This is a genomic window from Collinsella sp. CLA-AA-H167, assembly GCF_040095305.1.
GTDB lineage: Bacteria > Actinomycetota > Coriobacteriia > Coriobacteriales > Coriobacteriaceae > Collinsella.
Window position 1 is genome coordinate 1 of the sequence record NZ_JBBNGA010000010.1, and the last position, 21,220, is coordinate 21,220.

The 21,220-nt window shown below is 60.4% G+C and carries 9 protein-coding genes, 1 tRNA gene and 1 other RNA gene; 7 read left to right on the forward strand and 4 right to left on the reverse strand.

Annotation, left to right across the window (positions count from 1 at the left end; genetic code table 11):
* The coding region (locus AAAT03_RS07025; protein WP_349102958.1) for an IS3 family transposase at positions 1–482 on the forward strand (482 nt) is incomplete at its 5' end.
* Between the two features lie 284 nt (positions 483–766).
* The gene (locus AAAT03_RS07030) at positions 767–1,819 is read left to right on the forward strand and encodes a branched-chain amino acid aminotransferase (protein WP_117774105.1); all 1,053 of its coding nucleotides are present in this window, start codon (positions 767–769) and stop codon (positions 1,817–1,819) included.
* Positions 1,820–2,380: 561 nt separating this feature from the next.
* Here the strand turns inward: AAAT03_RS07030 and AAAT03_RS07035 are convergent.
* Positions 2,381–2,932, reverse strand: a complete 552-nt coding sequence (locus AAAT03_RS07035) for a LemA family protein (RefSeq protein WP_082421874.1) — start codon at positions 2,930–2,932, stop codon at positions 2,381–2,383.
* A 211-nt stretch (positions 2,933–3,143) separates the two neighbouring features.
* Here AAAT03_RS07035 and AAAT03_RS07040 point away from each other — a divergent pair, with 211 nt between their 5' ends.
* Positions 3,144–3,728, forward strand: coding sequence for a TetR/AcrR family transcriptional regulator (locus AAAT03_RS07040; RefSeq protein ID WP_349102960.1), 585 nt, complete (start codon positions 3,144–3,146; stop codon positions 3,726–3,728).
* A 3-nt stretch (positions 3,729–3,731) separates the two neighbouring features.
* Here AAAT03_RS07040 and AAAT03_RS07045 read toward each other — a convergent pair.
* Positions 3,732–3,821, reverse strand: a tRNA-Ser gene (locus AAAT03_RS07045).
* 51 nt (positions 3,822–3,872) lie between these two features.
* Between AAAT03_RS07045 and tadA the strand changes: the two genes are divergently transcribed.
* The 4 genes from tadA to ffs all read left to right on the forward strand — a co-directional run bounded on the left by tadA (position 3,873) and on the right by ffs (position 18,478).
* The gene (gene tadA / locus AAAT03_RS07050; RefSeq protein WP_124786622.1) at positions 3,873–5,654 is read left to right on the forward strand and encodes a tRNA adenosine(34) deaminase TadA; all 1,782 of its coding nucleotides are present in this window, start codon (positions 3,873–3,875) and stop codon (positions 5,652–5,654) included.
* Positions 5,655–6,304: 650 nt separating this feature from the next.
* Entirely contained in the window at positions 6,305–6,697 is a 393-nt protein-coding gene (locus AAAT03_RS07055) for a hypothetical protein (RefSeq protein WP_349102962.1), read from the forward strand.
* Entirely contained in the window at positions 6,694–18,288 is an 11,595-nt protein-coding gene (locus tag AAAT03_RS07060; protein ID WP_349102963.1) for an FctA domain-containing protein, read from the forward strand. Before AAAT03_RS07055 ends, AAAT03_RS07060 begins: the two co-directional genes overlap by 4 nt.
* A gap of 94 nt (positions 18,289–18,382) precedes the next feature.
* Positions 18,383–18,478: signal recognition particle sRNA small type (gene ffs / locus AAAT03_RS07065), an RNA gene on the forward strand.
* Positions 18,479–18,826: 348 nt separating this feature from the next.
* Here ffs and AAAT03_RS07070 read toward each other — a convergent pair.
* Both AAAT03_RS07070 and AAAT03_RS07075 read right to left on the reverse strand, forming a co-directional pair.
* Positions 18,827–19,819 (reverse strand): hypothetical protein, encoded by a 993-nt coding sequence (locus AAAT03_RS07070; RefSeq protein ID WP_349102964.1) that lies wholly within the window; start codon positions 19,817–19,819, stop codon positions 18,827–18,829.
* 299 nt (positions 19,820–20,118) lie between these two features.
* A complete protein-coding gene (locus tag AAAT03_RS07075) occupies positions 20,119–21,150 on the reverse strand; it encodes a hypothetical protein (RefSeq protein WP_349102965.1) in 1,032 nt (343 codons plus the stop codon).
* Between the last annotated feature and the right edge of the window lie 70 nt (positions 21,151–21,220).

Genomic DNA, 21,220 nt, shown 5'->3' on the forward strand with positions numbered 1-21,220 from the left:
GGCGGAAGCTGGGAACGGACGTCACCGAGTTCAAGGTGGCGGGCGGCAAGGCCTACTGGGCCCCGACGCTGGACTTCTGCACCAAGGAGATCGTGGCGAGCGACATATCGACCACGCCCGACATGGCCCAGCAGGTCAGGATGCTCGACGAGCTGCTGTCCAAGATCCCCGAGGGCGCCGCCCCGACCATGCACTCGGACCGGGGCTGGCAGTACCAGCACGCCTCGTACACATCCAGGCTCGAGGCCGCCGGCATCGTCCAGAGCATGTCCAGGAAGGCGAACTGCATCGACAACGCCGCCACCGAGCAGCTCTTCGGCCACGTCAAGGACGAGTTCTACCGGGGCCGCGAGTGGGAGACGTTCGAGGATTTCAAACGCGACCTGGAGGAATACATAGTCCACTGGAACACGAGCCGGAGGCAGGTAAGATTGAAGGGCCTGACCCCGGAGGAGTTCCGGAATCAGGCCCTCGCGGCCTAGTCGCTATTTAGGGCGTCCAAGATTTGGGACGCAGTTCACTTACGGTGGCGGGCCTTTTTGCTTCGGTCAAATGAAAATACTTTAGTTAGTTAAAGAAAAACGTTTTATCCGATGCGTGTGCGGAGTACAATCTCGTGCATGCGAATCGACGTGCCATCGGCTTTGATGCTGTCCGCGTGTCCCGTCCGGCTCTACGCTCCGGGCGTGCGATGTTGCGACGCGGTCGGCCCCGGTCCTTGCGTGCGGGTTCGCGAGTATGCAACTGTGTATGTAAGGAGCGACATATGACTGTCGAGAAGAAGGATATCGATTGGGGTAGCCTCGGCTTTGGCTACATGAAGACCGATTACAGCTACGAGGCTCATTGGAAGGATGGCGAGTGGGACGAGGGCGGCCTGACTACCGACCACACCCTGCATGTCTCCGAGTGCGGCGGCATCTTCCATTACTGCCAGGAGGTCTTTGAGGGCCTGAAGGCCTACACCGCCGAGGACGGTAGCATCGTCTGCTTCCGTCCCGACATGAACGCCGAGCGTATGTACAACTCTGCGCAGCGCCTCGAGATGCCCCCGTTCCCCAAGGACAAGTTCGTCGAGGCCGTCAAGCAGGTCGTTTCTGCCAACGCCGCCTGGGTTCCGCCCTTCGGTTCCGGCGCGACCCTGTACGTGCGTCCGTTTATGATCGGCTCCGGTGACGTGATCGGCGTGGCTCCCGCTCCTGAGTACACGTTCCGCATTCTCGTGACCCCGGTCGGTCCGTACTTTAAGGGTGGCCTTAAGCCCGTCAAGCTGCGCGTTTCCGAGTATGACCGTGCGGCACCGCACGGCACCGGCAACATCAAGGCCGGCCTCAACTACGCCATGTCCCTCAAGCCCACGATGGAGGCCCATCGCGAGGGCTATGCCGAGAACCTGTATCTCGACTCCGAGTCCCGCACCTATGTCGAGGAGACCGGTGGCGCTAACGTCCTGTTCGTGAAGGAGGACGGCACGCTCGTCGTTCCGCAGTCGCACACCGACTCCATCTTGCCCTCCATCACCCGTCGTTCGCTCGTTCAGGTTGCTCAGGACCTGGGCATAACCGTCGACCAGCGCCCCGTCGAGTGGGCCGAGGTCAAGGCCGGCACCTTTGTGGAGTGCGGCCTGTGCGGCACCGCTGCCGTCATTTCCCCGGTGGGCGAGATCGACAACAAGGTCTATGGTGCCGATGAGACCGTGACCTTCCCGGCTGGCTACACCGAGATTGGCCCCGTGATGAAGAAGCTCCGCGAGACCCTGACCGGCATCCAATCTGGTGCTGTCGAGGATAAGCACGACTGGGTTTACACCGTCGCGTAAGCTGCCATAGCTGTTCGGCCCGAGGGCAACCTTCCTTTCCGGCGCGTCCTCGGACATGCAAGAACCTCCGCAGCGCACTTCGTGCGGCGGAGGTTCTTTCGTCCTGCGGAGTGCGCCGGAAAGGAAGGTTGCCCTCGGGCCTGCGTTACCTCGGCGCTGCCGTTACGGGCAATATAGATCTGAATGAAAGATGGCGCGCGGCCTTTTAGGCCGCGCTTTTGTTTTGGTTCGCGCCATGTGGGGGTGATGGCGACGTGCATTTTTGCGAGTATTCTGCAATCGAAGGCCCCTGCATACCGACCTCGGGCAAAAAATCGGGATTTCTCGATGTTTTCTACGAATGATGGGCGGGGTTATGGGCTGACAGCGTTTGATTTGCAGGGATATTTGCGCTCTTTGGCATTTATCGCGGCGCCCGAAGCCCTTGGTTATGTTGAATACTCCTAAAAATGCACGGCGCTTAGAGGGGGAGCTTCGCGAAAAAGGAAACCGCCCCGTCGAAGTATGCATTCGACGGGGCGGTTTATGCATTTGGCCGATTAAGGATGCGCTGCCAAACTACTAGAACTTGACGGTCGGGGCCTGGCGGGCTGCTTCGGCGGCCTCGAAGCCCTGGCGCTCCTTAAACTGGAAGATGCCGGCAAAGATGACAGCCGGGAACGTCTGAATGGCGTTGTTGTAGCTGAGCACGCAGTCGTTGTAGCTCTGGCGTGCATAGCTAATCTTGTTCTCGGTATCCTCGAGCGACGCCTGCAGCTGCGTAAAGTTGGTGTTTGCCTTAAGGTCGGGATAGGCCTCGGCTACGGCGAAGAGCTGGCGTAGCGCACCGGTCAGCACGTTGTCGGCCTCCATCTTGGCCTCGGGCGTGGTGGCCTTGACGGCGGTGTTACGCGCGCTGATCACGGCGGAGAGCGTCTCTTGCTCGTGCTTGGCGTAGCCCTTGACGGTCTCGACCAGGTTGGGGATCAGGTCGTTGCGGCGCTGCAGCTGCGTATCGATGTTCTGCCAGGCGTTATCGATGCGGTTACGCTTGGTGACCATGTTGTTGTAAATGCCGGCGATGGCGCAGACAATCACAATGACAACAACGATGCCGATGATGACGGTAATCATGATGTCTCCGTTTCGAATGGCCGCGGCGGCATGCGCCAGCTGCCGTTGGTATAACGCTACTAGTATACCCGCAACGTTTTGCCGTGCCGAACTTTCCGGTAAGCGTTATGTTTTCGGCGGGGTCGGCACCGGGGTAAAACGCGCGAGGTACAGGTGTAAGATATGCGACAGATTGACGAGTACTGTCTTTGCCCTGAGGATGGCGATACGGATGGACCTTCGCATCAAGAAAACCTATCGTGCCCTGTTCGATGCTTTCACCGAGCTTCTCGAGGAGCATCGTTTTGAGGACCTGACGGTTGCCATGCTGTGCGACCGCGCCATGATTCGCCGCACGACGTTCTACAAGCACTTTCGCGACAAGAACGATTACTTTGCCTTTTATATCGATGAGCTCATGTCCGGCTTGCCGCAAAAACAGCCCGATGAGGCCGGCACAGTGACTGCCGAGGACGTGCGCGCGCTTCGGCACGCGATTTTGGACGATGCCATGGATTTGATTCTGGCGCACGAGCAGCTCATGGATAACATTTTGGCAAGCAGCATGTCGGGCATGTTGACCAACGTTATTTGCGACCGCATTGCCCGCTCTATCCGCGAGCGTGTGATGAACGTGCTTGCCGAGGATGCCCTGGCCCCCGTGTCGCTCGAGACGACGTCTGAGTTTGTCGCCGGCGGTATTATTCGACTTTTCACGATATGGTGGGAATCGGGCCACGATCTTGAGCGTCGACCCGAGATGGCCGACGTGGTCGATGCGCTGTTTGAGCGGACCATGACGCCGGTGCATCACTAGAAGTGGCGGAGAGAGGGGGATTCGAACCCCCGGAACGCTCTCGCGCTCAACGGTTTTCAAGACCGCCGCATTCAACCGCTCTGCCATCTCTCCATGAGTCGTAATGATAGCATCGTTTTGAATTTGCAACAGGGAAGGCGAACGATGACGATCACCGAAATCGACGAGAAGTTCATGCGCGAGGCGTTGGCGGAGGCGCGAGCCGCCGCGGCGGTGGGCGAGGTGCCCATCGGAGCCGTAGTGGTGCGCGACGGCGAGATCGTCGCGAGGGCGCACAATCGGCGCGAGCTCGACCAGAACCCTTCGGCGCATGCAGAGTTCGCGGCCCTGTGCGCCGCCGCCCAGGCGCTTGGCCGCTGGCGCCTTTCCGATTGCACGGTCTACGTGACGCTCGAGCCCTGCTGCATGTGCGCGGGGCTTATGGTCAATGCGCGCGTGGGGCGCTGCGTGTATGGCGCGAGCGACGCCAAGGCGGGCGCATTGGGATCCCTATACGATTTGAATGCCGACTCGCGCCTGAATCATCGGTTTAACGTGACGGCTGGCGTGCTGGCAGACGAGTGTCGTGAGGTGTTGAGCGGCTATTTTAGTGGGTTGCGTGGCACCGATGGTGCTGGCTGCGGTTGTGGGGCCGATCTCGAGGCGCATGCCGCTCATGCCGAGGCACTCGCGTGTGCCGAAGATATTGCCGTTGAGGCGGTCGATTTTGGTGTCGTGTGCCGCCGGCCCCGCCGTGTGCTGCTGGCGATTGACTCCTTTAAGGGCAGCGTTTCGAGTGCACAGGCGGAGGAGGCGGTTGCCGAAGGCGTGCGCCGTGTGTGGTCCGATGCCGAGGTGCGCGCATTGCCGCTGGCAGATGGTGGTGAGGGAACGCTCGACGCCGTTGCCGCCTGCGGTGGCGAGCTTGTGACCTGCGAGGTTGCGGGTCCCTTGGGCGACCGCGTGTCTGCCCGGATGCTGGTGGACGGCGAGCACGAGTCGGCTGTTATTGAGATGGCCGAGGCGGCGGGTATTGGGTATTCGCCTTGCACGGAGTCGTCGGCGCTGGCTGCTACAACCTATGGCGTGGGCGAGCTGATGCTCCGTGCGGTTCGTGCCGGGGCAAAGACTATCTATATTGGCTTGGGCGGCAGCGCCACCAACGATGGTGGCGCCGGTATGCTGCAGGCGCTGGGCGCGCGTGTGGTCGATGATCAGGGCTGCAATATCGCCCCCGGTCTCGCGGGTCTCGAACACGTGGTGAGTATCGATTTGGCGCCAGCGCTTCGGGCGCTGAGCGGCGCGCGTGTCGTGGTGCTTTCCGATGTCGAGAATCCGCTTGTGGGGCGCCGAGGCGCCCTAGCGGTGTTCGGTGGGCAGAAGGGCCTGCCGGCGGATGATGCCGAGGTGCTGCGCAGGTGTGACAGCTGGATGGTCGGCTACGGCCGCCTGCTCGATACGGCGATTGCTAGGGCGCGGGCTCAGGGGTTGCTGCGCACGCCCAAGGGCGCACGGACATTTGGCTCGGTGCTCGGCGTGCCCGGCGCGGGCGCCGCCGGTGGCTTGGGCGCGGCGTTGCTGGCGCTCGGCGCGGAGCTGCGTTCGGGCGTGGAGACGGTGCTCGATCTGATTGGGTTTGACGAGCGCGTGCGCGATGTCGACCTGGTCATAACGGGCGAGGGCAATATGGATGAGCAATCCGCTGCCGGCAAGGCGCCGGTGGGTGTGGCTCGTCGTGCGAAGCGATATGGCAAGCCGGTGGTCGCCGTCGTGGGCGGTCGCGCCGACAACCTGGATGCGGTGTACGAGCAGGGTATCGACTTGGTTTTGCCGATTTGCCGCAAGCCCATGGATCTGGAACAGGCACTCGATCCGCAAGAAGCCCCAACCAACCTCATCTGCGCCGGCGAGGCAGCTGCCCAAGCCTATGACCTCGCTCGCCTCTAAAACCCATCCCCCCAATAACTTGCGGTGAAATACGGAGTGTTTTTGCCTTTAAGGTGCCAATTCAGTCCGTATTCCACCGCAACTTCGTGAATTGCCATCCGAGGCTGGTCGACATGGGTCTCGAGTCGGACCGTTTGCCACGAAATGCGGCCATCTACTACGTTTGACCGAGCTACCTCGACCATCCCGGATTTTGTGAAATTAAAACCGCAGGTAGAGAGCTTGCCGATTTCCGAAAAAGTCGGCTATGGTCGACCCCTGCGGTCTAAACGTAGTAGATAGACCCTTTTCGTGGCGCAGCGTCAGACCAGTCTATTTGGGACGGCTATTCTGACTACATGCCGATCTGATTGCCCAAGTAGTCAAAAAAGCCCCGTCCCAAATTAGCTACCTTGTGGGGCTGTGGGGATAAAGATTGCCGACGGTTTTATCCCGCCGAACCCCTTTGATGGCGCGAATGGTTCGATTTGACGACCGAGTGGCAACCTGACGCGGAATAGTGGGTCGTTTAAATTGCTACAATTTTAAGTATATTGCGATGTCCTGCCTTGCGTTTCTGCGCGGGGGGGGGCGTATATTTGCATCGATGGGGACGACACACATATATAGCGAGCCGCTGCTTGCCGTCCTCATGGATTGGGGAGGCCTTCATGTATCGCGCGTGTGCGAGAGCTCGAGAAATGCTAAAGCCTTTTGGCAAGAAAACCAATACCGCCAAGCGTGCCCTGAGGGTTTTGGCCGTCCCGCTGGCGGCGTGTGCGCTCATGTTTGGTGCGACGAGTGCGTCGGCCGATCAAGCGGTTCCTTTTGGCAACCATACCGTGCAGACGGTGAATCCCACCGGCACTACGGTCAATTTGTTCGACTATTGGGTCGTCGATGGCGACAACGATAGCTCGGCAAACATCAATAACGACAACGGCAATAACAACACTGGCATCAATAAGGGTCATCAGCTCAAGTTCAATGGTGGTGCCGGCACGGGCATTAACAAGTGGACGGGAAAAGTGATATTGGCGGCTTTGGACGTCTTTCGTTTGTGAAGAACACGCTGGTAAATGGCTATCCGTCGATCAATGCCGGCACCTACACCTCCTATAACACGAGTGGTGCGTACACCGACGAGTCGCTGGCCTATCTCTTTAATAGCGACAGCCAGGCAAATGGCAAGCAGAATGGTAAGGCCGTCTACAACAACGTGAAGGGTCTCTTCCAGCTTAAGGGCGGCTATTACGTTTACGACTCGTATGGTTCTAACGGCAACTATGCCGTATATAACCACACGACCAACTCTTTTGACGTCTACGATAAGGCTGGCGTATATAAGGACAGCGTGTCAGATGCGAATCGGGGTCAGTTCTTCCCCTTTGACTCGGCCGGCAAGATTTTTAAAGAGAATGACGGTCAGCTCTCTCCTATAGGAATAACGGACGGAACGAACGATAAGCTCAACCACCACTTTGGCATGTCCATGACCACGGAGTTCGTCCAGCCTACGGGCGGCAAGACCACCGATAACAATGACATGGTCTTTAAGTTCTCGGGTGACGATGACGTCTGGGTCTATATCGACGGCGTGCTCGTGGGCGATCTGGGTGGTATCCACGAGAAGGCGACGCTTGATATTAACTTCGCTACTGGTGTGGTGCGCGTTGGACATATTGATGGCGCGAATGGTTCACCAAAGTATTTTCCGGATACTACCATCAAAGCAATGTTCAAAGCCGCCGGCGCAGATACCACCAACTTCCGCGACAACACCTTCCGCGACAGCACTAAGCACACGCTGAGCTTCTTTTATCTGGAGCGCGGCGCGGGCGCATCGAACATGTCGCTCAAGTTCAACCTCACCACCCTGCCGTCCTCTGAGCTCGAAAAGGTCGACCAGAACGGCGAGGCAGTTCAGGGTGCCACGTTTGCCCTGTATCGGTCAGATCCCAACTGGAACGCGCAGGGTGAGGCCATCGCCCGGGGCACGACGGACGCCAATGGCCAGCTGGTGCTTCTGAACTCAGATGGTTCGGTCCTTTCGTTCGACAACCAGCATTCCGAGGGACATGATTACTTTGTGCTCAAAGAGGTTGGCCTGCCCCCGGGATACCGCTCGAGCCTGACCTCGTCGACCACCGCAAAGCGAGGCGAGCTGCATCTGCAGTACAAGCCGGCTGCTGCAAGCGGTACGGGTGGCGTGGTGGTTGCGCCGCAAACAACGGTCACAACAGCCGATGACAACCAATGGACGGGCAGCCGCATGTGGCTGAACGGTGGCTATCTGGCCGCCAAGGAGACCATCTCCCTCCCTGAAGATACACAGGATAACAAGGGTAAAGCCATCCGCTCGGGCACGACCTTTGCCGTCGTGCTCAAGCGCACCGATAAAAGCATGGGTGACACGGACGAAAGCGCGTGGACGGCAGTTACGGGCAACCCGCTTAGCGGATATACCCTGTGCTCCACGCACGGCATCGCCGGCGCTGTCGAAGCTGCCAAATCAGCGGACACCAATGTCTTTGCCGTCAACACCAAGGGTGACTACGAGGTGTCGGTCAGCTCTCTGCCTGGCGATATCGAGACATACGCCGCCATGCTGCAAGACAAGAGTCAAGCCGACTATACCGTAGCGGTCTACCACACCACGGCATCGTCTCTGGCGGAGGCAACCATCGACAACACCTCTATGGTCCAATATCAAACGATAAACAGGCAGTTTTCTACGGTGATCCACCTCACCAACGTTCAGAACCGTCTGTTTGTGCAGAAGGTTGACGACCTGGGCAAGCCCGTGAACGGCGCGACGTTTGAGCTGTACCAGGCCAAGGACGTTACCGGCGATAGTCCCAGCGCGTATGCCATCAAGTCCGGTGCCACGCCGTATGACACCGTGCAGGCAAACGGCATGACCTATCCGTATGACATTGAGGGCGCTGCATGCTTCCCACTCGATTCGGCAAATAATGCACCCCTTGTCAAGGGTACGTACTACCTGCGTGAGTCTAAAAGCCCGGATGGCTATGAGATTAACAGCACGATTACCAAGGTGATTGTGGATGATTCGGGCGTGTATGTGGATGCCGGCGATGTGGACGACGGTGTGCGTAGTATGAGTGGCCCGGGTTCGCTGATTGCTTCCCTGGCGCAGTTTGGCTCTCCCGACTCCATCGACAACACGCTTACGCACATTAAGGGCAAATTACAGAGCGCGACCGATGACGCCAGCGGCAATCTGACGTGGGGTCAAGCGAGCACCGCCGAGGGCGTGACGCCCTCTCTGACAGACAACTTGATGCACATGCGCTACGACAAGACGACGCAGGGAACCAGGTCGGTCTTGCGCTATGTCGAGGACGGTGGCGCGCGCGACGGTCAGCTGGCGACCATCTTTGCCGACACGGGCATCAACCGCATGGCCCTGTACCAGGAAGATGACCCAGCATATATAGACGATGCCTCCAAGACCCGTACTGAACTGGGCACGCTTCAGCTCAACCATTTGTTTACCACGGGTACGGCCGTGCAGTATGCCGACCGTCGCGTGGCGCGCCTGCAGGTGACTAAGACCGTGACGGCAGATGACGGGCTTACTGCACCCACTAAGGATGCGGACGGCAAAGATCTGACGTTTACGTTTAAGTTCGCCCTGCCTGAGTCCCAGAAGGGCTATGAGGCGCATGTATTTGATGCGAACGGCAACGCTGTGGGCAAATCTTTTACGCTCAAGAACGGCGGCACCCATTCCATCAAGGCTGGCGAGACCATCTGCGTATACGACCTTCAGAAGGACGACAACTATAGCGTGAGCGAGCTCACCACTAAGGGCGAAGAGTCCAGCGGCAACGTGCTGGCGAGCATCGTTAACACTGTTACCGGCTCTGCTGACGAGTCGGTGCTTCCGGCCGGCTTTAGCCTCGTGAAACGTAAGGTCGGTGGCGAGGAGCAGTCGGGAACTGGCAACACCATCGAGGGCAAGATTGTCGCGCTTGCGGGCGGACAGATTCCCGCTGAAAACACGCTTGAGTTCACCAACAACTACAGCGCCAACCGCGTAACACTTGAGGCCAAAAACGGTCTGAGCGCCAAGAAGGTGCTCGAAGGTCGCGATTGGGCCGATGGCGATTCCTTTACCGCGCAGCTTACAGCCGACGACGGCGTTCCTATGCCCAGCGGTGCCAAGAGCAAGGTGGCGACGGTCGAGCTCACCAACGACCAGCCGGCGACGTTTGGCGATATTACCTATACCAAGCCAGGCACGTACACCTATACCATCAAGGAGGTTATCCCCGGCTCCGATGCCGGTGCGGACGGCATAAGCTATTCTGCTGCCGTCTATACCGCGACAGTCGTGGTGGAGGATAACCATGCCGGTGCTCTGGCCGTTGCGAGCGTGAAGGTGGTGCAGGAGTGCGACGACGCGGGTGCCGACACCAAGACGGATGTTGCCGGTAAGGTTGCAACCTTCACCAACCACTACGATACACACGAAGCGAAGATCACCATCCATGCTCAAAAGATCCTGACCGACAACGCCGGGAGTTTCCCGCTTTCCCAGAACGCCTTTAGCTTTACGCTCGAGGGCGTTGGCGGCTATGCGGACGTCAACGCTGTGTTCAGTCCCAATACGGTCGATGCGAGCGTGACGGCTCCCATGCCCGAGGGTGCCGAGGACAATACCGTAACCGTGGGCAACAACGCTGACGGTACGGTGGCATGGCCGGCGATCTCCTATACCGCCAAGGCGGATGCGGGACGCGCCTACGTGTACAAGTTCGCTGAGAATCTCGGTAGCATTACGGGCATGACCTACGACGGGTCGGTCTATTATGCCTTGGTGCGCAACGCCAAGAAGGGTGCCGGCATCCAGACTTCGATCGAGTACTACAAGGTTGCAGAGGACGGCTCGGTAAAGCAGCTGGACAAGGATGCCACACCTTCCTTTACCAATATATATAGCGTGGAGCCCACGAGCGTGACCCTGCAGGGCCAAAAGACTGTGAGCGGTCGCGACTGGAACCAGGGCGAACGCTATACCTTTAACCTCACCGCTGCTGCGGACGATGCCAACGCAACTGGTTTGAGCAAAACCACTGCACAGGCGGTGAAGGATGGGGTTGTTGCCGTTAACGCCAACCAGGCAGTCGCCAGCACGCCCGAGTCGGGACGCGTGGCCTCGTTCTCCTTTGTTGGCACCGAAGCTGCTCCGACCGTGACGTTCAATCGCGCGGGCACCTTTAGCTTCAACATCACCGAGAATGCTGCGCAGGATGGCCAGGCGGGCATGTCCATGGACAAGCACGCCGCACGCGCGACCGTCGTGGTGACCGATCTGGACGAGTCGGGCAACCACACGGGCAAGCTGCGCGTGTCGAGCGTGACCTACGCCAACACCGGCGCCTCCGATGCGGACAAGGCCGTAACCGACAAGGCCGCCTTTACCAACGCATACCATGCGTCGGGCACCTTTGATGGCGTGACGGTCAGCAAGACCCTTGAGGGTCGCGCTTCTGCCGCGGGCCAGTTTACCTTTGCCGTGACGGGCCTTTGGTACAACGGCGTTCAGACATCGGTCGACGGCGCCGAGGCTAGCCTATCCAATACGGCTGCGGGGGCCGGCGTGTCCGGTGCCGTGGTGGGCGCAAGCGGGCAAGAGAAGCTTTTTGCCCGTGAGCTCACGGAACAGGACCTGGGGCGTACGTTTGCCTATCGCATCCAAGAGAACCAGCCTGCGGCTGCCGGCTACGCCTATGACACCAGCTACACGGGTGATGCCATCGTGCTCGTTAAGGTCCTTGCGCGCAAGAACGACCCTGCCAAGCTCTACACCGTGACGACCGTGCTCAAGGGTGCGGGTGTGACGGAGCTGCTGGGCGCCGGCGCCGACGCGAGCGCGCTGACGGACGAAAAGATTGTCCAGCTCAAGCAAGATTCGCATACTTACGTGCAGCAGTACGATGCAAGTGAGGCCGGCGCCACGACGCCTACTGTCTCGTTTGTGAACCGTTACACGGCAAGTCTCGACTATGGCGCCGCTGGCGGCCTGTGGATCGAGAAGACGTTGACGTATCCCAAGGACGCGACCATTTTTGGCTCGCCTAAGAGCTCGTTCCGTTATATCGTCAAGCCTGCTGACGAGACATCTGCCAGCAAGGTTGGCATTTCCACGAATGGCAAGGTCTTTGAGACCGCAAATGTCGAGGCCGATGCTCTCAAGACCGTAAGTTTGGCACCTGCGGGTGGGCTGATCTTCAATCAGAATGATGCCGGCAAGACGTTCACCTATACGGTGAGCGAGATTGACGACAAGGCGACGGGCTATACGTACGACAAGACGGTCCATACGGTTAAGGCTGTCGTGGCGGATAACGGCGACGGTACGCTTAGAGTCACGACAGCGGTAAGCAAGCAGGTCGATGGCAAGGACGAGCTCGAGGGCCAGTGGATCTATCCGTCGGGTGCAACGTCCACCGGTGTCGCGACGGTCAAATTCAAGAACACCTATACGGTCACCGAGGCGGCAACCTACACCCCGTCCGTGACGAAGGTGGTTGCCGGTGCCGATGCTCCGGGCAAGTTCACCTTTGCTATGACCGCGGCTGACGATGCTACCAAGACTGCCATCGATGGCAAGCTCATCACCGGATCTTCGATGAGCGTGGACAACGGCTATGCTGAGGAGAAGCAAACGACGGCGGCCCTCAAGGACGGGGAGCACGAAAAGATTGACTTTTCGAAGCTCACCTTCAACAAGCCGGGCACGTATATGTTTGCTATTAACGAGCTGGCCCCGAATGGCGGCCTCGGCGAGTGGACGTATGACGCGCACACCTATAACCTGACCATCACTGTAACCGATGAGGGCGGCAAGCTTGTGGCCCGCGCCGATGGCGCGACCGGCTCGGAAGACTTCATCTTCACCAATAGTTACCAAACTTCAACGAGCTACGAGCTCCAGGGCGGTCTGGAGATCGTCAAGACGCTCAATGGGCACGACCTGCATGCCGGCATGTTTGGCTTTACGGTAACGGGCGAAGACAACGCCTCGACCGTTAAGCTCAACAAGCTGCTGCGCGCAGATGAGGGCAAGCTCACCGTGACAAACGATGAGCCGCAGGCCGATGGCACGTCCCATACCGACATTTTGGGCGGCCTGACCTTCGCGACGGAAGATGCAGACAAGACGTTCACCTACAAGGTTGTCGAGAATGGCGGCGGCAAGCACGGCTATCAGTACGACTCCACCTATTGGAAGGTAGAGATTACGGTTAAGAAGCGCGATAACGGTTCGCTCTATACCGTGACCACGGCCAAGCACTATGACGCCAAGAACGTCGAGCTTTCCGCTGATGCGAAGTTTAGCTCCGAGAGCGGTACCGCCAAGGCCCAGGTGTCCTTCACCAACAGCTACATCGCGACCGGAACCTTTGAGGGCCTTGCTGCCGAGAAGGTAATGGACTCCCGCGACAAGATCGAGGCGGGTCAGTATACGTTTGACCTGTATGCCGAGAAGGCCAACGGCTCGCTCGAAAAGATGGATGAGGGCACGACCCAGGCGGGCGAGAACGGTACCGCAACGGTCGACTTCGGCAAGGTTTACTTTAAGCTCGGCGATGCCACCAGCGGAACTGATGAGCAGACGATTGACCTTGCCGACGCCGTCAGCGATGGCGTTGCCACCAAGCGACACAATGCCGACCACACTACCACCTATAGCTTTAACCTAGTGGCAAAGGAGTGCTTGGCCAACCTGCCCGATGGTGTGCGTCCCGTGGATACGTCCGCGACGTGCCGCGTGCTGCTCGAGGTGACCGACAACAACGACGGCACGCTGACGTCCAAGGTGACCTATCGCGATGGTACCGAGAACGGCAAGATCGTTTTCCACAACACGCACGATAAGGTCAAGACGATCGGCACGGTCGCGGAGCCTAATGTGGACATCGACGGGCAGCTGCTCTCTGTGGGCGACTCCTACGTCTACACCATCAACTGGGCCAATACTGCGGTCGATGCCGACGGTAACCTGGTTCCGGCCAACGTGACCGTAACCGACGAGCTGCCCACTGGCGTCGTGTTCGAGGCCTTTGAGGGCAAGTATGCCGATAAGGGCGCCGCGAGCGGCCAGTCGCTTTCCTGGAACCTGGGCGAACAGCCTGCGGGCGGCTATGGCTTGGTGCGCGTGCGCGTAAAGATTACCGAGGACGCCGTGAAGGACGCCCAGGGTGCGGTCGGCGCCGTCAACAATGCTGCCACCATTAAGGTCGGCAACAAGAGTTATACCGGCACCACGACCAACTACGTGCCCAAGAAGTCCGAGAGCGATGCCCAGGATTCGAATGAGTCGGGCGTGGCGCTGGGCGACGAACTCACCTACACCATCGGCTACAAGAACACCGAGGGCGCGTCTGCCACGGTGACGATCACCGATGCCGTTCCCGCGGGAACCGAGTTCGTGGAGTTCGCCGGCGACCATAAGGATGTCGGCTCCAAGGACAATGACGGCAACCTCACCTGGACGCTGGCGGACGTTCCCGCCGGCAAGGAGGGCACGGTTCAGTTTAAGGTCCGCGTGACCGAGGACGCGTTTAAGAACGGTGGCGCTTCGGGCAATATTTCCAACCAGGCGTCGGTGGCGGTCGGCAACAACCCTGCCGTCAAGACCAACACCACTACCGATGAGGTCACTGACGGGCGCCTGACGTTGAGCAAGACGGTCACGGCCGCCGAAGGCATCACCGCGCCCAACAAGGCATTTACCTTTAAGGTGCTGCTCTACCAGGCCGATGGCACAACGCCTCTGGTCGGCACCTTTGCGTTCGCCGGTCGCCCCGGCGGCACCAATGGCACTTATATAAGCGGACAGATCAAGAGCGGTGACACCATCGCGCTCAAGGCTGGCGGCTCCGTCACGGTTACCTTGCCCACGGGTGCGCACTACGAGGTGCAGGAGCTCGACTCCAAGGGTGAGCTCATGACGAGCGAGGATGGCTTTGCGGTTGTCGATAAGGCGAACCCCCAGAAAGGTACCGTCGGACAGGCGACGCAGGTGGGCTTCACCAACGTCTACAGCGTGGAGTCCACAAAGGTGGAAAACGCCTTCAAGGTCCAAAAGAAGATTTCCGGACGCAACTGGATGACATCGGATGCCTTTACCATGACGCTGACTGCCCAGGGCGAGGCACCTATGCCCAAGGGCGTCAAAGACGGCGTGTCGACGATTGAGCTGCACAAGGATGCCCAGGTCGGCAACTTCGGTACCATCGAGTACACCAAGCCCGGTACCTATACCTATGTGATTACCGAGCAGTCGGGTGACGAGGCGACACTCACGTTCTCGAAGGCCACCTATCGTGCCACCGTCACGGTGACCGACGGCGGCGCCGGTAAGCTGTCTGCCAAGACCAAGATTGCACAGCTGACCGACGATGCGGGCGACGCTGCTGAGCGCACGGTCGAGGCGGCGGTCTTTACCAACATCGCCAAGACTGGCAGCCTCACCGTCAAGAAGACGGTCGTCGGCGGCGACAGCCAGCGCGAGTTCGGCTTTACGGTCGCGCTGACCGACGGGGACGGCGAGCCCGTCTCCGGCACCTTCGGAAAGGGCGAGCACGCCGTGACGTTCGCGGACGGCAAGGTGGCCTTCAAGCTTAAGGACGGCGAGGAGAAGACCGTCGCCGGCCTGCCTGTGGGCGCGCGCTACACCGTGGCCGAGGACGCCGCCGAGGGCTACACGACCGCGGTCAACGGGGCTGACGGCTCCAAGGCCGAGGGCGCCGTGACCGAGGACGGCGCGACCGTCGCGTTCACCAACACGTACGGAACGGCCGCCGAGGGCAGGGACGTCTCCACCGCGGGGCTCTTCACCAAGACGCTCAAGGGTCGCGACTGGGCGGAGGGCGACAGCTTCCAGTTCGCGCTCGCGGGCGAGGACGGCGCGCCCATGCCCGAGGGATCTGCCGACGGCTCCAAGACCGTCAGCGTGACGGCCGCCGGCACCAAGGCGGGCGATAGGGTCGCCTTCGACTTCGGCCCCATCCGCTACACGCTCGATGATATCAAAGATGCCGAGTTCGCCGAGGTCGGCGGCAAGCGCGTGCGCGCCAAGACCTTCACCTACACGGCGCGCGAGGTCAGGCCCGATGACGGCTCTGCCATCGCCGGCGTGGCCTACGACGGCCACGTCGCCACGATGACGGTGACCGTGACCGATGACGGCTCCGGCAACCTCGCGGCCACGACGCCCGCGATCGCGGAGGTGAGCGGCGGCGACTTCGTCAATACCTACACGACCGAGCTCGACTACTCGGCCCGCGCGGGCGTGCGCCTGTCCAAGACGCTCTCCGGCCGCGCCATGGAGGTGGGGCAGTTCGCCTTCACCGTGACCGCGGACGCCGAGACGGCCGCCAAGCTCGGCCTCAAGACCGGCAAGGACGCCTACGCCGTGGCCGCGGCTGATGACGGTGCGGCCGACCTGGTCGACCTCATCGGCGGGATCGCGGAGAGCGACGTGAAGTTCACCGACGCCGATGCGGGCAAGGTCTACCGCTTCACCGTCACCGAGACCAAGCTCGGCGGCGAGGGCTACGCCAACGACACCGCGCCGCGCACGGTGACCATCGCGCCCGCCTACGACGCCGCGATGGGCAGACTCACGGTCACGACCGCGGTTGCCAAGGACGGTGTCGAGGTCGCACGCAGCGAGGTCTCCACGGCAGATGACGCCACGTCGGCGCCCGCGCCCGTGACGGTCGCGTTCCAGAACTCCTACGAGGCCACCGGAACGCTTGGCGGCGAGGGCAACGTGGCAATTAACGCCACCAAGACGCTGACGGGCCGAGCCGCGGCGGCGGGCGAGTTCTCGTTCTCCGTCCGCGATGCCCAAGGTAACGTGGTCGCGACCGCGACCAACCAGGCCTCCGGCGACGGCGAGGCCGCGGGACTTGCGTTCTCGCCCATTGCCTACACTACCGACGCTCTCGAGCGGATGGTGGCGAACGGCATCGCCACCAGGGCCGCCGACGGCTCCTGGGTCATTCCCTATACCGTATCCGAGGACGGCACGGACCGGCTGTCCGCGGGCGTGACGGCGACCGCCTCGAGCTTCGATATCACGGTCAAGGTGACCGATAACGGCAAGGGCGGGCTGGATGTGGCCGTGGTCTACCCCGAGGGCTCCGACGGCACGCTGTCGTTTGTGAACGGCTACGGCACCAACGAGGCGACGGTCGACCTTGCGGGCACCAAGACGCTGGCGCTCGGCCAGGCCGGACTCGGCCTCACGCAGGCCGACATTGCGGGCAAGTACACCTTTAAGATCACGCCGTTGGACGGCGCGCCCGCGCCGGTCGGCGCCTCCGGTAAGACGGTGACCGAGGCGACCAACGACGCCGCCGGCAACGTCGAGCTGGGCCATGTCACGTTCAGGCAGCCGAGCGATCTCGATGACGTCGAGATCGACGGCGACGGCCTGCGTACCAAGACGTTTGCCTACCGGGTGAGCGAGTCCGGTTCGGTCGACGGTGTGGTCAACGACGCGACGGCAACCAGGACCTTCACGGTCAAGGTGGTCGAGGACACCAACGCGGGCACGCTCGCCGCGGAGGTCCTGCCCGCAGAGGGCACGCCCGAGGGTAAGGGCGCGTTCGAGTTCACCAATACCTACGGCGTGAACCCGACGCCGAGCTCCGTTACCGACCAGATCGAGGTGAACAAGAAGCTCAAGGGCCGTGACCTGGCCGAGGGCGAGTTCGAGTTCCAGTTGGTCGAGCTTGCCGCCGACGGCAGCGAGAGCGTCGCGGCGACGGGCAAGAACGCCGCCGACGGCACGGTCGCGCTCAGCCCCGTCACCTACACCGCGCCCGGCATGCACAGCTACGAGTTGCGCGAGGTCGCCGGCACGGCGGGCGGCGTGACATACGACAAGGCGACGTACCGCGTGCGCACGACGGTCACCGATGCCGGTAACGGCACGCTCGCCGTCAAGCACGAGCTGGCGGATGCCGAGGGCAATCCCACGGGCGACGACTCGGTGACCTTTACCAACGGCTACGAGGCCGCACCCGTCACCCTCAAGCTGGGCGCCGCCAAGGTGCTCAAGGGCGCCGAGCTCAAGGCGGGCCAGTTTAGCTTTGAGCTCAAGAGCCGGGACGGCAAGGTCATGTCGACCGCCAAGAATGCCGCCGATGGCAGCGTCACGTTCGATGCGCTGACCTTCAAGCAGGCCGGCACCTACACCTTCACGGTGAGCGAGGTCGACGACGGCCAGGCGCACGTGACCTACGACAAGGCGGTGCACAAGATCGTCGTCACGGTGAGCGACGAGGCGGCAGACGGCACCAGGACGGGCTATTTGTCGGCGAAGGTTTCCTACGAGGGCGACGCCAACCTGCCGCCGGTCTTCACCAACAGCTACGCCGAGGAGCCCGGCACCCCCGGCACCCCCGAGAACCCCGGCACGCCGGGCGGCGGCTCGGGCGGCGGTTCAGATAACGGCTCCGGCAGCGGCGCTAGCGGTGACGGCTCCAAGGGCGGTATGCCCGACACCGGCGACCGCAGCCTGCCGCTTGAGGCGCTCGGCGCCATGGCCGGCATCGGCGCGCTGACCGCAGCGGGCGGCGCGGTCCTGTACCGCAGGCGCCGCTAGCGATATGGACGAGTGGGGCGAATCCATCCGATGGGTTCGCCCCACTTGCCGTGGCGGGCGGGAGCAGGTAAGATATACCGAGCGCCTAGCGCGTTCGATGGGTTCGGATGACGATATGTTCCGAATCTGGTCAGGTCCGGAAGGAAGCAGCCATAAGGAGCCTCTGTCGGGCATCCGAATCCATCGAGTGCGCAGGCGTTTTTTGGTGCCGCGGCTACCCGCGAGTGCCGGCAGGGCGCTTGGTGTCTCGCTGGTCCTCGGCTTTGCCTGCGGGATCGCTCGACTACCAAGCGCCCTGCCGGCACTCGCGGGTAGCCGACCAAAACCGCCTGAAGGGTCACATTTATCTGAATAATTTAATCCCGTGCCTTTTGCTGCTCGCTGGCGTTGTCTGGGCATTGATGGCTACGTAGTTTAAGAGGCGGCGGTGCTGTTGTTTGATTTTTTGCAGTTAAAGAGGTCCGTTTCCCTAGGTGGGGAAACGGACCTCTTTTTGTCTCTGGGCTTGTGGATTGGCGAAGACAATAACCGCTGGCAGCTATTTTGAGTTCTTGATGCGGCGTGTGGCAGTGGCGGTTATTCCGAGGCCTGCGGCGGCGATTGCTGCGAGTGCGATTGCGCTCGGTGCTGTGTCGCCCGTGTTTGCGAGCTTGCCGGCGGTCGTATCTGCTTGCTTGCCGCTGCTTGTGTTCGCTTGCTTGGTGGAGCTTGGTAGGGCGTCTTTGCCGGTTGCAGGTGAGCCAACGGGCGGTGTCGCCTCGGCGGGTTGCGCTGAGCCGGAGGGAGGCACTGTCTCGGTCGGTTTCGCTATCTCGGGCGAGGTGGCCTTGTCTGCCGCGGCCTTTGCCTCTTCGTATGCTTTGCAGGCGTCGTCATAGGCCGCTTGCGCCTTTTCCAAATCGCCGAGGAGCGCATTTCGCTTGGCTATGTCCTCGTCGATGTGGGCTTTGGCTTCCTCTGCCTCACTTTCGAAATACTGAACCTGTCTTTCCTGGCTTTCGAGCCGGCGTTGGCAGTGGTGAAGATCATCTTCACAAGATTTTTCTCGCCTTTCTGCCGACATGATCTCACTTCGCAACTGCTTAATAGTTTCGTTAGAAGCTCCGTCGTCGATTGCCTTATTTAATTCTGCCTCAAGGCCGCTTGTCCGGTTGCGGGCCTCATCGTATTTGGCTTGGGCTGCATTGACGTTCGCTTGCATGGTAGGAAGGGATTCCTTATATGTGGCGGCTTGCGCCAAATAAGTGTCGTAGTGCTCTTGAAAAACGGCAATTTTACCATTGATTTCCGCAATTTTCTCGGGACTTGCGGCGTCTTTTGCGGCTTCGAGGTTTTTGAGCGCTTCCTGCATGGCTGCATACGCTTTTTCTTTTGCGGCGGCCGCATCTTCCGTCTGCAAGGCAACTGCACCGGTGGGGGAACTGGTTTCTGCCGCGATCGCCGTTGCGGGGGCGATTCCCGCGACAAGTGCCGCGGAAAGGGCGATGCCCACAGTTGCTCGTCTTGCTCTTCTTGCGAGAATGTCGTTCATCTCGGCACCTCATTTCAAGGGTCGGCGACTCACTTGGTAGCACTAATGTAAGTATATCAGGCGGTTTGCCCGCCATTGATCGGGCGTGCGCGTATACCCCTTGATTAACAGCCATTAAATCTATCCCTTAAGGAATGCGGCTTGCTAGTGTTGTCTGGGCATTGATGGCTACGTGGTTCAAGAGACGGCGGCGTTGGCATCTGTTTTTCAAGTAAAGAGGTCCGTTTCCCTGGGTTGGGGAAACGGACCTCTTTTTGTCTCTGGGTTTGTGGATTGGCGAAGGTAGTATGCTCTGGCGGCTATTTTGAGTTCCTGATGCGGCGTGTGGCCGTGGCGGTTATTCCGAGGCCTGCGGCGGCGATTGCTGCGAGTGCGATTGCGCTCGGCGCTGTGTCGCCCGTGTTCGCAAGCTTGCCGACGGTCGTATCTGCTTGCTTGCCGCTGCTCGAGTTCGCCTGCTTGGTGGAGCTTGGCGGGGTATTTTTGCCGGTCGCGGACGAGCCGGTGGGCTGTGTCGCCTCGGCCGGTTGCGCCGAGTTGGAGGGAGGCGTCGTCTCGGTCGGTTGCGTTATCTCGGGCGAGGTGGCCTTGTCTGCCGCGGCCTTTGCCTCTTCGTATGCCTTGCAGGCGTCGTCATAGGCCGTTTGCGCTTTTTTCAAATTGTCGAGGAGCGCATCTCGCCAGGCTATGAACTGGTCGGTATTGGCTTTATACTTCTCTGCAGCACGTTCACAGTCATTAACTTGTCTTTCCTGCCTTTTGAGGCCGTCGTGGCGCTCGCGGAGCCCTGTTTTGCAAGAGTCTTCTTGCGCTTTTGCCGTTACGATTTCACTGCGCAACTGCTTTATTTGCTGTTTAGTAGTTTCGACAAGCTCCTCGTCGCCGAGTGCTTCGAGTGCCTTAAGCGCCTCAAGTTTCTTGTCTAATTTTGCCTGGAGCTCGCTTACCCGGTTGATGGCCTCGTCGTATTTGGCTTGGGCTGCATCGACGTCCGCTTGCATGGCGGGAAGGGATTCCCTCAATTCGGCGGCTTGCGCCACCATCTTGTCGCGGAGCTCTTGAAAACGGGCAATGTCATCATTGAATCTCGCAATTTTCTCGGGACTTGCGGCGTCTTTTGCGGCCTCGAGGTTTTTGAGCGCTTCCTGCATGGCTGCATACGCTTTTTCTTTTGCGGCGGTCGCATCTTCCGTCTGCAAGGCAACTGCACCGGTGGGGGCGCTGGTTTCTGCCGCGATCGCCGTTGCGGGGGCGATTCCCGCGACAAGTGCCGCGGAAAGGGCGATGCCCACGGTTGCTCGTCTTGCTCTTCTTGCGAGAATGTCGTTCATCTCGGCACCTCATTTCAAGGGTTGGCGACTCAGCTGGTAGCACTACTGTAAGTATACCAATCGATTGGCG